Annotated in this window: 14 protein-coding genes; 4 read left to right on the top strand and 10 right to left on the bottom strand. The window is 59.3% G+C overall.

The window, feature by feature from the left end:
* Position 1: 1 nt before the first annotated feature.
* The 4 genes from AB7M22_RS26160 to exbB form a co-directional block, all read right to left on the bottom strand.
* Positions 2 to 931, bottom strand: a complete 930-nt coding sequence (locus AB7M22_RS26160) for a hydrogen peroxide-inducible genes activator (protein WP_008007618.1) — start codon at positions 929 to 931, stop codon at positions 2 to 4.
* Positions 932 to 1,217: 286 nt separating this feature from the next.
* Positions 1,218 to 1,964, bottom strand: coding sequence for an energy transducer TonB family protein (locus AB7M22_RS26155; RefSeq protein WP_454188205.1), 747 nt, complete (start codon positions 1,962 to 1,964; stop codon positions 1,218 to 1,220).
* Positions 1,961 to 2,389, bottom strand: a complete 429-nt coding sequence (exbD, locus tag AB7M22_RS26150) for a TonB system transport protein ExbD (RefSeq protein WP_008007616.1) — start codon at positions 2,387 to 2,389, stop codon at positions 1,961 to 1,963. Before exbD ends, AB7M22_RS26155 begins: the two co-directional genes overlap by 4 nt.
* Before the next feature lie 6 nt (positions 2,390 to 2,395).
* Entirely contained in the window at positions 2,396 to 3,397 is a 1,002-nt protein-coding gene (gene exbB / locus AB7M22_RS26145) for a tonB-system energizer ExbB (protein ID WP_454188204.1), read from the bottom strand.
* Between the two features lie 189 nt (positions 3,398 to 3,586).
* Here exbB and AB7M22_RS26140 point away from each other — a divergent pair, with 189 nt between their 5' ends.
* Positions 3,587 to 4,444: an SDR family oxidoreductase gene (locus tag AB7M22_RS26140; RefSeq protein ID WP_454188203.1), complete on the top strand. Its 858-nt coding sequence runs from the start codon at positions 3,587 to 3,589 to the stop codon at positions 4,442 to 4,444.
* Positions 4,445 to 4,582: 138 nt separating this feature from the next.
* On the opposite strand, the gene AB7M22_RS26135 is transcribed toward AB7M22_RS26140, so the two are convergent.
* The 6 genes from AB7M22_RS26135 to AB7M22_RS26110 form a co-directional block, all read right to left on the bottom strand.
* Entirely contained in the window at positions 4,583 to 5,323 is a 741-nt protein-coding gene (locus tag AB7M22_RS26135; RefSeq protein WP_454188202.1) for a hypothetical protein, read from the bottom strand.
* Between the two features lie 57 nt (positions 5,324 to 5,380).
* Complete coding sequence (locus AB7M22_RS26130) at positions 5,381 to 5,761, bottom strand: RidA family protein (RefSeq protein WP_003177257.1); 381 nt, start codon at positions 5,759 to 5,761, stop codon at positions 5,381 to 5,383.
* A 24-nt stretch (positions 5,762 to 5,785) separates the two neighbouring features.
* A complete protein-coding gene (gene spoT, locus AB7M22_RS26125) occupies positions 5,786 to 7,891 on the bottom strand; it encodes a bifunctional GTP diphosphokinase/guanosine-3',5'-bis pyrophosphate 3'-pyrophosphohydrolase (protein WP_007934594.1) in 2,106 nt (701 codons plus the stop codon).
* Between the two features lie 57 nt (positions 7,892 to 7,948).
* On the bottom strand, positions 7,949 to 8,212 hold the full coding sequence (gene rpoZ, locus AB7M22_RS26120; RefSeq protein WP_007894670.1) for a DNA-directed RNA polymerase subunit omega: 264 nt from the start codon (positions 8,210 to 8,212) through the stop codon (positions 7,949 to 7,951).
* Between the two features lie 167 nt (positions 8,213 to 8,379).
* Entirely contained in the window at positions 8,380 to 9,000 is a 621-nt protein-coding gene (gmk, locus tag AB7M22_RS26115) for a guanylate kinase (protein ID WP_007894672.1), read from the bottom strand.
* Between the two features lie 12 nt (positions 9,001 to 9,012).
* Positions 9,013 to 9,876, bottom strand: a complete 864-nt coding sequence (locus AB7M22_RS26110; RefSeq protein WP_007894674.1) for a YicC/YloC family endoribonuclease — start codon at positions 9,874 to 9,876, stop codon at positions 9,013 to 9,015.
* Positions 9,877 to 10,144: 268 nt separating this feature from the next.
* On the opposite strand from AB7M22_RS26110, the gene rph reads away from it, so the two are divergent.
* The 3 genes from rph to gltS all read left to right on the top strand — a co-directional run bounded on the left by rph (position 10,145) and on the right by gltS (position 12,931).
* On the top strand, positions 10,145 to 10,867 hold the full coding sequence (gene rph, locus AB7M22_RS26105) for a ribonuclease PH (RefSeq protein WP_454188201.1): 723 nt from the start codon (positions 10,145 to 10,147) through the stop codon (positions 10,865 to 10,867).
* Between the two features lie 29 nt (positions 10,868 to 10,896).
* Positions 10,897 to 11,265, top strand: a complete 369-nt coding sequence (locus tag AB7M22_RS26100; RefSeq protein WP_008007611.1) for a DUF4870 domain-containing protein — start codon at positions 10,897 to 10,899, stop codon at positions 11,263 to 11,265.
* 460 nt (positions 11,266 to 11,725) lie between these two features.
* The gene (gltS, locus tag AB7M22_RS26095; RefSeq protein ID WP_454188200.1) at positions 11,726 to 12,931 is read left to right on the top strand and encodes a sodium/glutamate symporter; all 1,206 of its coding nucleotides are present in this window, start codon (positions 11,726 to 11,728) and stop codon (positions 12,929 to 12,931) included.
* The last annotated feature ends 22 nt before the right edge of the window (positions 12,932 to 12,953 follow it).

The following is a 12,953-nucleotide window of genomic DNA, read 5'->3' as shown; positions in this document are numbered from 1 at the left end:
CTTAACCGGCAACCACCGGCGCTGGCGGCTTGGCCACCGAGCACAGGCGAATGGAGTCGGCGAGGATTTCAATCGCCTTCGGCCGCGGGAAGCTCGCGCGCCAGGCGATGGCCACGGTGCGGAACGGCACTGGCGCGCTCAGTGGGCGTACTTCGATCACGCCGGGGGCGTAATGGTGGCTGTCCACCGCCGAGAGCGGCAGGATCGAAATGCCTAGGCCGGAGGCGACCATGTGGCGAATGGTTTCCAGCGAGCTGGATTCCACCGTGGTGTGTTTGGCGCCGTCGTTGCCTTTGGCCAGGGTCGGGCAGGCTTCCAGCACTTGATCGCGGAAGCAGTGGCCTTCGCCGAGCAGCAGCAGGCTCTTGTCGTTGAGCAGGGCGGCGTCGATGGATTCTTTTTGGGTCCACGGGTGCTGGGCCGGCATCAGGACGTAGAACGGCTCGTCGTAGAGCTGCAAGGTCAGCACGTCGGCTTCGTTGAACGGCAGGGCGATGATGATCGCGTCGAGCTCGCCGTTGCGCAGTTTGTCGCGCAGCACGTGGGTGAAGTTTTCTTCGATGTACAACGGCATCTGCGGGGCGACCCGGTGCAGTTGTGGAATCAGGTGCGGAAACAGATACGGGCCGACGGTGTAGATCGCGCCGACTTTCAGCGGGGCAGTCAGCTGGTTCTTGCCGGCCTGGGCCAGTTCGCGGATGCCTTGGGCCTGTTCCAGGACTTTCTGTGCCTGGGCGACAATGCCTTCGCCGACCGGAGTCAGGCGCACGGCGCTCTTGCTGCGCTCGAAAATCAGCACACCGAGTTCGTCTTCAAGCTTTTTCACGCCCACCGACAGGGTCGGCTGGCTGACGTGGCAACGCTCGGCGGCATGGCCGAAGTGCTGCTCTTGGGCGAGGGTAACGATGTAGCGTAATTCTGTCAGAGTCATAGCAAGCGTCCATGAAGTTGCGGGCCAAGCATACCGGCTGCAATCGATAGACGCACGTTATCAGACTGAGTGTGTTGAGTGACACCGGGCAATGCAGGTTTGCCGTTGCCAGATATGCAAAAGGCACCTTTCGAGTGCCTTTTTAGCGATCGCGGATCTTTCTGAAGTAGGGATGTCCCTGTGGGAGCGGGCTTGCCCGCGATGAGGCCATCACATCCAACCTCTTAGTTGGCTGTTACATCGCTATCGCGGGCAAGCCCGCTCCCACAGGGTCTTGTATTGCGTATTAACGACGACGTTCCAGCGAGTAAACAAACGGTGCAACGATTTCGATGGAGCCGTTGTTCAGCATGTCGGCCGGTGGTTTGGGCAGCGGTTGGGCTTCACGGATCATTTGCAAGGTAGCCCGGTCCAGATCGGCGTTGCCGGAGCGGTCCACCAGTTCGAATGACAACACATTACCTTTAGCATCCACCACGAAGCGCAGACGGTTCAAACCTTCCTTGTTCCGCATCCGTGCAGCGGCCGGATATTTCTTATGTTTGGCAAGATGAGCGAGCAATTCGCCTTGCCAACTGGCCTTGGCCGCTTGCTGCGCCGGTGATGGGCCGGGTGCCGGCTGAGCGGATTTCTCCGTCGGTGCCTGGGTCGGTTGCGCGTCGCTCGGTTTTTCCTCGGAGGGTTTCTCCTTCGGCGGCTCCGGCTTTTTCTCCACAGGCTTGGGCGGTTGAGGCTTCGGCTTGGGTTTTACCGGTTTGGGCACGGCGATTTCGGCCTTCGGCGCTTCAGCCAGTTTCGGTATCGGCAGTTCTTCCACCGGGGCCGGTGGCTGTGGCGGCGTGATCACCTTCGGCGGTGCGGGCGGTGGCGGGGCCGGAACCGGCGCCAGCTCGACCATCATCGCTTGTGGCGGCAGCTCGATCGGCGGGCGCGACGTCCAGTTCAGCGCCAGCGCAATGGCCAGCGCATGGACGCCCAGCACCACGGCCAGGCTCCCGCTGTAACGCGTCAGCTTTTGGCGCGTGTTGATCATTTTTTGGCTGCCGTCTCGAGTCCGACCAGGCCGACCTTCAGGTAGCCGGCGGCGCGCAGGGCGTCCATCACGCTCATCAGGTCGCCGTAGTCCACGCCTTTATCGGCCTGGAAGAAGATCGTCGTGTCTTTCTTGCCATGGGTCTTGGCGTCGAGTGTGACACCCAGGGTCTCGGCCTTCACTTCGTCTTCGCCGAGGAACAGGCGCTGGTCAGCTTTCACGCTGAGGAACACCGGTTTCTCTGGTCGCGGCGCCGGTTTGGCGGTGGAAGCAGGCAAGTCGACCTTGATGTCCACGGTGGCCAGTGGGGCCGCCACCATGAAGATGATCAACAGCACCAGCATCACGTCGATGAACGGCGTGACGTTGATTTCGTGGTTCTCGGCCAGATCGTCGTCTGCGCCTTCTTTCAAATGCAGGCCCATGGCCGATTACCCCACTTTCACCATGTGCGGTTGCGAGCTGCGCTGCTCGGTCGGCAGGTGGTCGAGATCACGGCTGACCAGCAGCAGGACTTCTGCCGAGGCGTCGGACACTTGTGCCTTGTAACCGGCAATGGAGCGGGCGAAGACGTTGTAGATGACCACTGCAGGAATCGCTGCGACCAGGCCTAGCGCAGTCGCCAGCAGGGCTTCGGCGATGCCGGGAGCCACGACGGCGAGGTTGGTGGTCTGGGTTTTGGCGATGCCGATGAAGCTGTTCATGATGCCCCACACGGTACCGAACAGGCCGACGAACGGTGCGGTAGAACCGATGGTGGCGAGTACGCCGGTGCCACTGCTCATGTTGCGACCGCAGGCAGCGACGAGGCGCTCCAGGCGGAAGCTCACGCGTTCCTTGATGCCTTCTTTCTCGCGGCTATTGGCCGACAGGCGCATTTCTTCCAGCGCGTCGTGGACCAACAGGTTGGCGAGGGTGCCTTCCTTGGCCGCCGTGGCGCTGGCTTCTTTAAGGGTGGCGGCTTTTTTCAGGTGGGCGATTTCAACGCGCAGACGACGTTTCGCGCCTATCAGCTCAAAGCCCTTGGCGATCCAGATGGTCCAGGTGATGATCGAGGCGATGGCCAGGCCGATCATCACAATCTTCACGATGATGTCGGCGTTCTGGTACATGCCCCACGGCGACAAGTCATGGGCCATGCCCAGGGAATTACCTTCTTCCAGCTGCTCTTCCATCAGCTTTGCCTGTTCACCGAATTCAGCCAAAGCTTTTTGCACTTCTGGTGGCAGTGACGAGGTATCGACGCTGCCGTCAGGGTTTCTCGGCACGTCAGGCGTGGCGTTAGCAGCTGGCACGTTGGCGGCTGCGGGTACAGAGGTTTCAACGGCGAATGCGGCGGTCGGCGCCAGCATCAGGCTGAGCAGCAGGGCGGCCACCGCGCTCCAGGCGCGAGGTCGTTTGGTTGGCGAAGCGGGGAATTGATTGGGTGTCATGCTGGCCGGACCTGAGAGGAAAAGACGGTAAATGTTCTTCCAGGCCTCGTGAGGCCGAGAACAAAAGTGGCAGGCATTATTGCAAGTAATTCTTGTTAACAAAAGTAATAGAGTATCTTTTTTTCCTTCATTGCTAGCCGCTGGTCCCTTGCCGGCGCTAGTCTGTGACTTTCCGATGGGAGTTTTCTGATGTCCGCGCCTTCTGTTTTGATCGCCGGTTGCGGTGATGTTGGCGGTCGTCTGGCCACGCAACTGTTGGCTTGCGGGTGGGAGGTTCACGGCTTGCGGCGTGATGTCTCACGCCTGCCACAGGGCGTGATCGGCGTTGCCGGCGACTTGTTCAATAAAGACTGCCCGGCGACTTGGCCAGTCGGTGCGGTGGATTACCTGGTGTATTGCGCGGCTGCCACCGATCACAATGAGGCGGGTTACCGCGCCGCTTATGTGCAGGGTTTGCAGTACGTGCTGGAATGGCTGAGCGATTACGGGCAAGTGCCGAATCGACTGCTGTTCGTTTCCAGCAGCAGCGTTTACGGCCAGCAGGATGGCGAGTGGGTCGACGAAACATCGCCGACTGTGGCGGGCGGCTATTCGGGTCGTTTGATGCTCGAAGCCGAGCAGGTGGCGCTCGATAGCGGTATCCCGGCCAGTCTCGTGCGCCTGACCGGTATTTATGGTCCGGGTCGAGAGTGGCTGCTGACCCAGGTCCGCCGCGGCTATCGCGTGGCGATCGATCCACCGCTATACGCCAACCGCATTCATGTCGACGACGCGGCGGGGTTGCTGGCGTTTTTGCTTGAGGCGGATCGACGCGGGGTGGCGCTGGACGATTGCTATATCGGCGTCGACGATGCGCCCGCGCCGTTGGCCGAGGTAGTGGGCTGGTTGCGGGAGTACCTGGGCGTGACTGAATGGGCCGAAGACGCCAGTGTGCGTCGTGCCGGCAGCAAGCGTTGCAGCAATGCCCGGGCGAAGGCGTTGGGCTGGGAGCCGAAGTATCCGAGTTTTCGTGAAGGGTATGCGGCGATTCTCGAAGGTCGCTGCTGAAATCCGGCTACACACAACAACTGTGGGAGCGGGCTTGCCCGCGATGAGGCCATAACATTCAACATCCAGGTTGATTGTTACACCGCCATCGCGGGCAAGCCCGCTCCCACAGGGTTATCTGTTGGCTTCAGATTCGGGTTACTGTTTTTCCAGCAACCACTTGCGATCGCCCGGTGTAAACGAAGGCATTTCGTCCGCCAGTGCGGTATTCACCGTCTGGAAAATCTCCAGTTCCTTGCCCTTGCGCGCAAAGATCCAGGTATTGCCCTGGCCGTTCACCTGCAGCCAGATGTTGTCGTTGCCGCCGCTCATCGATGCGCAATCGCCCGCCAGGCACAGGGCATAACGATCCGCTCCGGGCAGGCCGGCAACCTGGCCATCGGCCTGGAACTGCACGGTGTTGCCTTCGCCGGGGCCGCTGAGGATTTTCCAGCTGCCGCCCATATAAGCCGAATACAGCGCTCGCTCGAAACTCGCGCCAATCGGTGCGCCTTCCGGTGCCGGGACCGCTGCACGGTCGAAAACCTGTTCCGGCTCGTTGTCGTTGGCGGCCTGGCTCAGTTGCTTGCCATCACGCTTCAGCTCGCTGGCGGAGCTGCCATAAAAGTCGACTTTCCAGGCGCCGGACTCTTCGCCCAGCAGCTTGCCTTCGACATTTTCAAAACCATTGGTGTAGCGGGCCTGACCGGCTCTGGTGTTGACGTCCCATTCCAGGTTCGGGCCATAGGCCTGGAGCGCTTCCCGCAGGGGGCCGCCTTTGGATGCAGCATCGATCGCCGACTGATTGATCCAGGTGCCGCTGATATCACGGTCGGCAGGGTCGCTGGCACAACCGCCCAAGAGAAGGGCGACCAGCGAGAGAGCTAGCGCTTGGCGCATGGTGGAATCCTTTCAAAGCAAGATCGGCGCAGCCTTTGGAAGGCTGCGCCGGACACATTACTCGATGACCAGAATGGCATCCATTTCAACCTGCGAACCCTTTGGCAGGGCTGCTACGCCGATGGCGGCGCGGGCTGGGTAAGGTTGGTCGAAGTACTTGCCCATGATCTCGTTGACCTTGGCGAAGTGGCTCAGGTCGGTGAGGAAGATGTTCAGTTTGACGATGTCCTTGAACGAACCACCGGCCGCTTCAGCCACGGCTTTGAGGTTCTCGAACACCTGGACGGTCTGGGCTTCGAAGCCTTCGACCAGTTCCATGGTTTTTGGGTCCAGAGGAATCTGACCCGACATGTAAACGGTGTTGCCAGCCTTGATCGCCTGGGAATAAGTACCGATGGCGGCCGGGGCCTTGTCGCTGTTGATAACGGTCTTGGTCATGTATGACTCCTTGTGAAGGGTGGGCTACGCACGCATGCGGGTGATGCGAATCACCCCGGTCAAGGCGCGCAGTTTCTTGATCACGCGGGCCAGGTGCACGCGGTCGTGCACACTGACCACCAGTTGGACCACGCTGATACGACCGTCGCGTTCGTCCATGCTGATTTTTTCGATATTGCCGTCGGCCGCGTTGACGCTGCTGGCCAGCAGGGCGATCAGGCCGCGCTGGTGTTCCAGTTCGACGCGCAGCTCGACGTTGAATTCGCCGGTGACATCCTTGGCCCACGAGAGCTGGATGCATTTTTCCGGGTTGTGGCGGATTTCGCTGATGTTGCGGCAGTTGTCCAGGTGCACCACCATGCCTTTGCCCGCGGAGAGGTGCCCGACAATCGGGTCCCCCGGGATCGGCGTGCAGCACTTGGCGTAACTGAGCACCAGACCTTCGGTGCCGCGAATCGCCAGCGGACCTTCCGGGCTTGGCAGCTGCTCGCCTTCGCCAAGCAGGCGGCGGGCGACCACGTAAGCCATGCGATTGCCCAGGCCGATGTCTTCGAGCAGGTCTTCGATCAGTTCCAGGCGGTATTCGTGGAGCATCAACTGCACGCGCTCTGCCGGGACTTTTTCCAGGGAGCTGTCGAAGCCGTTGAGCACTTTGTTCAGCAGGCGTTCGCCGAGGCTGATGGACTCGGAACGGCGTTGCAGTTTCAGCGCATGGCGGATGTGGGTGCGCGCCTTGCCGGTAACCACGAAGTTGAGCCAAGCCGGGTTCGGCCGCGCGCCCGGGGCGCTGACGATCTCGACCGTGGAGCCGCTTTGCAGCGGTTCGGACAGCGGCGCGAGACGACGATTGATCCGGCAGGCAATGCAGCTGTTGCCGACGTCGGTGTGCACCGCGTAGGCGAAGTCGACCGCCGTGGAGCCTTTGGGCAGCTCCATGATCCGGCCTTTGGGCGTGAACACGTAGACCTCGTCCGGGAACAGGTCGATCTTCACGCTCTCGATGAATTCCAGCGAGTTGCCGGCCCGTTGCTGCATCTCCAGCACGCCTTTGACCCACTGGCGGGCGCGGGCGTGAGTGCCTTTGGGCTGCTCGTCGCCGCTGGATTTGTACAGCCAATGGGCGGCGATGCCGTTGTTGGCCATCTCTTCCATTTCACGGGTGCGGATCTGAATCTCGATCGGTACACCGTGCATGCCAAACAGCGTGGTGTGCAGCGACTGGTAGCCGTTGGCCTTGGGGATCGCGATGTAATCCTTGAAGCGCCCCGGCAACGGTTTGTACAAATTATGTACAGCACCTAGCACGCGGTAGCAGGTATCGACCTTGTCGACGATGATCCGGAACGCGTAGACGTCCATGATCTCGTTGAAGGCCCGACGCTTGCCGCGCATTTTCTTGTAGATGCCGTAGAGGTGTTTCTGGCGACCGCTGACCTCGCCCTGGATGCCATCGATGGCCAGGCAGTGGCTGAGGGACTCTTCGATCTTGTTGACGATTTCCTTGCGGTTGCCCCGGGCGCGTTTGACCGCCTGGTTGATCCGCGCGGAACGCATCGGGTGCATGGCCTTGAAGCCGAGGTCTTCGAACTCTATGCGAATGGCGTGCATGCCCAGCCGGTTGGCGATGGGCGCATAGATTTCCAGGGTTTCCTTGGCGATCCGCCGGCGCTTTTCGCCGGACAGCACTTCCAGGGTACGCATGTTGTGCAGGCGGTCGGCCAGCTTGACCAGGATCACGCGAATATCGCGCGCCATGGCCATGGCCATTTTCTGGAAGTTTTCGGCCTGGGCTTCGGCTTTGGTCTCGAAGTTCATCTGGGTCAGTTTACTGACCCCGTCGACCAGTTCGGCCACGGTTTCGCCGAACTGCGCTTGCAGCGCTTCCTTGGCAATACCGGTGTCTTCGATCACGTCATGCAGCATGGCCGCCATCAGGCTCTGATGGTCCATATGCATGTCGGCAAGAATATTCGCAACCGCGAGTGGGTGCGTGACGTACGCCTCGCCGCTACGGCGGCGTTGGCCATCGTGGGCTTGTTCGGCGTAGAAGTACGCTCGGCGGACCAGATTGACCTGGTCCTTGCCGAGGTAGGTCGATAAGCGATCGGCGAGGGCGTCTATGCTCGGCATGATAATTCCTGCCGTTCGTTGTGACCCCGCGCCGTGCTACGTCGACCAGGCATGGACTTATACTGCCTCGTTGGACTCGTCCTCGAACGCTGCGAACAGCGGTTCGTCTTCGACGATTTCTGCGTTGGCGATGAACTCATAGCTCATCAGGCCTTCGGCGATTTCACGCAGCGCTACAACAGTAGGCTTGTCGTTTTCCCACTGAACCAGGGGCTCTTTGCCGCCGGTGGCCAGTTGACGGGCACGCTTGGTGGACAGCATGACCAGTTCAAAACGGTTTTCCACGTGGTTCAGGCAGTCTTCAACGGTTACGCGGGCCATGGTATTCCTCGGAGCGAATGCAATATGCGCGCTGCCCGGGTGGGCGAGCGGACTCAACAGTTTAAAAAATCACCAGCGATTAGGGAAGCGCTGATTTTTTGACCAGACTCTTCAACGCGCTATAAGTGCCAATGTAAAGCCCTTGCAGCGGTTTTGGGAAGTGCTGTTTAGCCGAGCAATTCAGCCAAAAGTTTTCCGTTACGCTGCTGCTGACGCTTCTGATGCAGCTGATTGGCGCGGAAAATCGCCTGCAAATCGCGCAGCGCGTGGGCGAAATCGTCGTTGATGATCAGGTAGTCGTAGTCGACGTAGTGGCTCATTTCGCTGACAGCTTCACGCATCCGGCCTTCGATGACCTCGTTGCTGTCCTGGCCGCGATTGTTCAGGCGCTGACGCAAGGCTTCCAGGGACGGCGGCAGAATGAAGATCGAGCGGGCCTGGGGCATCAATTTGCGCACTTGTTCTGCGCCCTGCCAGTCGATTTCCAGAATCAGGTCGTGGCCTTCGTCCAGGGTTTGCTGCAGGTGGCTTTGCGAGGTGCCATAGAGATTGCCGAACACTTCGGCGCGTTCGAGGAAATCCCCGTGCTCGATCATCTTCACGAACTCGCTGCGTTCGACGAAGTGATAGTTCACGCCGTTCACTTCACCGGGGCGCATGGCGCGGGTGGTGTGGGAGACCGAAACACGGATCTCCTGATCAGCGTCGGTCAGGGCCTTGACCAGACTGCTCTTGCCCGCGCCCGAAGGGGCGGAAATGATGTACAGGGTGCCGGTGCTGTGGGTCATGTCGGGTTTGCCTTACTCAATATTCTGCACTTGTTCGCGCATCTGCTCGATCAACACTTTGAGGTTGACCGCCGCTTGGGTGCTGCGCGGATCGAAGGCTTTGGAGCCCAGTGTGTTGGCTTCGCGGTTGAGTTCCTGCATCAGGAAGTCCAGGCGCCGACCGGCAGCGCCGCCGGACTTGAGTACCCGGCGAACTTCGATGATGTGAGTGCTCAGGCGATCCAGTTCTTCGGCGACGTCGCTCTTTTGCGCGAGCATGACCATTTCCTGCTCCAGTCGCTGCGGGTCGAGGTCGGCCTTCATGTCGGTGAAGCGGTCGAGGACTTTCTGGCGTTGGGTGGCGAGCATCTGCGGGACCAGCTCACGCAGGATCACCACATCCCCTTCAATGGAGGTCAGGCGCTCGTTGATCAATCGCGCCAGCTCAGTGCCTTCGCGCTCGCGGCCGGCCTTGAGTTCTTTCAGGCCCTGATGGAACAGCGCCAGGGCTTCGGCATTCAGCGCTTGCGGGTCGGCGGCATCAGCCACCAGTACGCCGGGCCAGGCCAGGACTTCCAGCGGGTTCAGTGCGGCCGGGTTCTTGATCAGGCTGGCGACCGTCTCGGCGGCAGCGACCAGTTGAGCAGCGCGTTCACGGTCCACTTGCAACGGTTTGCCGGTGCTTTCTTCGGTAAAGCGCAGGGTGCATTCGAGCTTGCCCCGGGACAGTTCCTGGCGCAGGGCTTCGCGGACCGCGCCTTCGAGGTCGCGAAAAGATTCCGGCAGACGCAGGTGGGGTTCCAGGTAGCGGCTGTTGACCGAGCGCAATTCCCAGCTCAGGGTGCCCTGGACGCCGGCTTTCTCGACGCGGGCGAAGGCGGTCATGCTGTGCACCATGGAGGTACCTCGCAATGCAGGTCAGCGCGTAACCCATGGTTCGCGGACCCGCTATCTGTGAATTAAAGCCGACAGGCAGCAAAGGCGCAGGATTGTAGCGCAGTGGGGCGGATGCGCCCAAACACACGCTGTGACAAAGAGCTGCAGGCCGTCGGCTAAGCTCTATTCAGGGGCTTCAATCGTCGGGCGATTTTTTTAGAAGTGCCCACTGGCGGCCCACGGCTCTATAATGCTCGGCAGTTTTCCGTCCTCCGTACAGGTAATCCCTATGAAACGTCCAAGTGGTCGCGCTGCCGATCAGCTCCGCTCGATCCGCATTACCCGCAACTACACCAAACACGCCGAGGGTTCTGTACTGGTCGAGTTCGGTGATACCAAAGTCATCTGCACCGTCAGCGTCGAGAATGGCGTGCCGCGTTTCCTCAAAGGCCAGGGCCAGGGTTGGTTGACCGCCGAATACGGCATGCTGCCACGCGCCACTGGCGAACGTAACCAGCGTGAAGCGAGCCGCGGCAAGCAAGGCGGCCGTACGCTGGAAATCCAGCGTTTGATCGGCCGTTCTCTGCGCGCTGCGCTGGACATGACCAAGCTGGGCGACGTCACCCTGTACGTCGACTGCGACGTTATCCAGGCTGACGGCGGCACCCGCACCGCGTCCATCACCGGTGCCATGGTTGCACTGATCGACGCCTTGAAAGTGATCAAGAAGCGCGGCGGCCTGAAAGGTGGCGACCCCCTCAAGCAAATGATCGCTGCCGTTTCGGTGGGCATGTACCAGGGCGAGCCTGTGCTTGACCTCGACTACCTGGAAGATTCGGCTGCCGAGACTGACCTCAACGTGGTGATGACCAGCACTGGCGGTTTCATCGAAGTTCAGGGCACTGCCGAAGGCGCGCCGTTCCAGCCTGAAGATCTGAACGCGATGCTGGCACTGGCGAAGAAAGGCATGATCGAGATTTTCGAATTGCAGAAGGCTGCACTGGCCGACTGATCGGAACTGCTCCACACAAGGAGGACGCCATGAGTGACGAGCAACTGCCGCTACCCACACCGACCCGAGAGGTTCGTCAGTGGGCGATGTTTTGTCACCTGTCCGCCTTGCTGGGGATCTGGCTGCCGTTCGGCACGCTGATCGGGCCGTTGATTCTCTGGCAAATGAAGCGCGAGTCAGACCCGTTCATCGACGCGCAAGGCAAGGAAGCGCTGAACTTTCAGATCACCGTCGCCATTGCTTCCGCCATCTGCTTCCTGCTGATGGTGGTGATCATCGGGTTCTTTCTGTTTGGTCTGGTCGCGATCGGTGCGCTGGTGTTGACGATTATTGCTGGCGTGAAAGCCAATGAAGGGTTCCCTTACCGGTATCCGTTCACCTGGCGGTTGATCAAATAGCGATCAATGAGAATCCCCCTTGTGGAGCGAGGCTGCTCGCGAAGAGGCCTTCATATTCAACGTCGATGTGACTGAAAGATCGCTTTCGCGAGCAGGCTCGCTCCCACATTGCAGTTTTAAAACAAATGCCCTGACTTGTCGGGGCATTTGTTTTTTTGCAATTAAATAAATGTCTCAAGTCGTGTTCGACGGTTGTCATTTTAGATAAATGCCAAGTCCCGCTCAAAGTTTGGTTAGCTATCTTACACTTCTAGTCACAACTGCCTCGCCTATCTGCTTGGCAATGAGACTTCGCGGTTGATAAGGTTGTTCCAAGTAATATTCCTTCAGAAATATTTCGATATATTCAGACCATTGAAGGTCCTTGAATTTAAAGCAAATCAGTGTTGAGAAGATCAGCCTGTTCAAGAGGCGTGTCCAGGTAAAAAGTTCGCCCCTGAATATATAAAAGAATAATCCAATGGTTCAGCTCGATTTTTATGGAACACTTGTGGTCGCCTCTTTAGTACTGTTATTGGGGCGCGGACTAGTCACCCGAATCGGTTTTTTACGCAACTACAATATCCCTGAGCCTGTAGCAGGCGGCCTGGTGGTGGCTCTGCTTCTCCTGGCTTTGCGGGGACTTGATATTGACGTCCGATTTAACACCTCACTGCAAACGCCCTTGATGTTGGCTTTTTTTGCCACCATCGGCTTGAGCGCAGACTTCGCCAGCCTGAAGAAAGGCGGGCGCGTAGTGGGGATCTTCCTGCTGGCGGTCGTTACGCTTTTGGTGGTCCAGAATGCCATGGGCATCGCGCTTGCAAAAACCTTGGGACTCGATCCCTTGATGGGCCTGCTGACAGGCTCGATTACCTTGGCGGGTGGTCATGGTACAGGCGCTGCGTGGGGAACGGTGTTCAGTGAGAAGTACGGTCTGGCTTCTGCCTCTGAGCTCGCGATAGCCTCTGCAACGTTTGGGCTGGTGCTGGGCGGCTTGATTGGTGGTCCGGTCGCTCGCCTGCTCATCAAACGTGTCCAGGTGCCCGGCCTTAAGCAAGAAAAGCCGCAGCTGCCAAAGGGCTTTGAGCAACCGAACAAAGAGCGCTCGATCACGCCATTTTCGTTTATCGAGACGCTCGCTCTGATCGCGGTCAGCTTGCTGGTTGGTTCTCTCCTGAATGGTCTGCTCCAAGGAACTGCATTTGAGCTGCCGACGTTCGTTTGCGTCTTGTTCGTGGGTGTGATTTTACGGAACGGGCTTTCAGCGCTGGGCTTGTATCAGGTGTTTGAGCGTGAAGTTTCGGTGTTGGGGAATGTCAGCTTGTCGCTGTTTCTGGCGATCGCTCTGATGTCGCTCAAACTGTGGGATCTGGCAGCACTGGCTTTGCCGATCTTTATCATCCTGGCTGCGCAAGCGTTGGTCATGGCGCTGTTTGCGATTTTCGTGACATTCAGAATGATGGGCAGCAACTACGATGCGGCAGTTCTGGCGGCGGGGCACTGCGGTTTCGGACTAGGCGCAACGCCAACTGCCATCGCTAACATGCAAGCGGTGACACAGCGTTACGGACCTTCGCAGATAGCGTTTCTAGTGGTGCCAATGGTGGGTGCTTTCTTCATCGACATCATTAATGTCATCGTGATCAAGTTGTATCTGGCACTGCCGTTTTTCGCCGCAGTTTGAAGGTATAACGCAAAAGAAAAAT

The organism is Pseudomonas sp. ADAK2 TE3594 (genome assembly GCF_053628675.1).
This window is presented reverse-complemented; position numbering and strand designations above follow the sequence as displayed.

Excerpts from the sequence above, each read along its gene's own strand:
- AB7M22_RS26160 (WP_008007618.1), bottom strand. The coding sequence starts at position 931 with ATGACTCTGACAGAATTACGCTACATCGTTACCCTCGCCCAAGAGCAG.
- AB7M22_RS26155 (WP_454188205.1), bottom strand. The coding sequence starts at position 1,964 with ATGATCAACACGCGCCAAAAGCTGACGCGTTACAGCGGGAGCCTGGCC.
- exbD (WP_008007616.1), bottom strand. The coding sequence starts at position 2,389 with ATGGGCCTGCATTTGAAAGAAGGCGCAGACGACGATCTGGCCGAGAAC.
- exbB (WP_454188204.1), bottom strand. The coding sequence starts at position 3,397 with ATGACACCCAATCAATTCCCCGCTTCGCCAACCAAACGACCTCGCGCC.
- AB7M22_RS26140 (WP_454188203.1), top strand. The coding sequence starts at position 3,587 with ATGTCCGCGCCTTCTGTTTTGATCGCCGGTTGCGGTGATGTTGGCGGT.
- AB7M22_RS26135 (WP_454188202.1), bottom strand. The coding sequence starts at position 5,323 with ATGCGCCAAGCGCTAGCTCTCTCGCTGGTCGCCCTTCTCTTGGGCGGT.
- AB7M22_RS26130 (WP_003177257.1), bottom strand. The coding sequence starts at position 5,761 with ATGACCAAGACCGTTATCAACAGCGACAAGGCCCCGGCCGCCATCGGT.
- spoT (WP_007934594.1), bottom strand. The coding sequence starts at position 7,891 with ATGCCGAGCATAGACGCCCTCGCCGATCGCTTATCGACCTACCTCGGC.
- rpoZ (WP_007894670.1), bottom strand. The coding sequence starts at position 8,212 with ATGGCCCGCGTAACCGTTGAAGACTGCCTGAACCACGTGGAAAACCGT.
- gmk (WP_007894672.1), bottom strand. The coding sequence starts at position 9,000 with ATGACCCACAGCACCGGCACCCTGTACATCATTTCCGCCCCTTCGGGC.
- AB7M22_RS26110 (WP_007894674.1), bottom strand. The coding sequence starts at position 9,876 with ATGGTGCACAGCATGACCGCCTTCGCCCGCGTCGAGAAAGCCGGCGTC.
- rph (WP_454188201.1), top strand. The coding sequence starts at position 10,145 with ATGAAACGTCCAAGTGGTCGCGCTGCCGATCAGCTCCGCTCGATCCGC.
- AB7M22_RS26100 (WP_008007611.1), top strand. The coding sequence starts at position 10,897 with ATGAGTGACGAGCAACTGCCGCTACCCACACCGACCCGAGAGGTTCGT.
- gltS (WP_454188200.1), top strand. The coding sequence starts at position 11,726 with ATGGTTCAGCTCGATTTTTATGGAACACTTGTGGTCGCCTCTTTAGTA.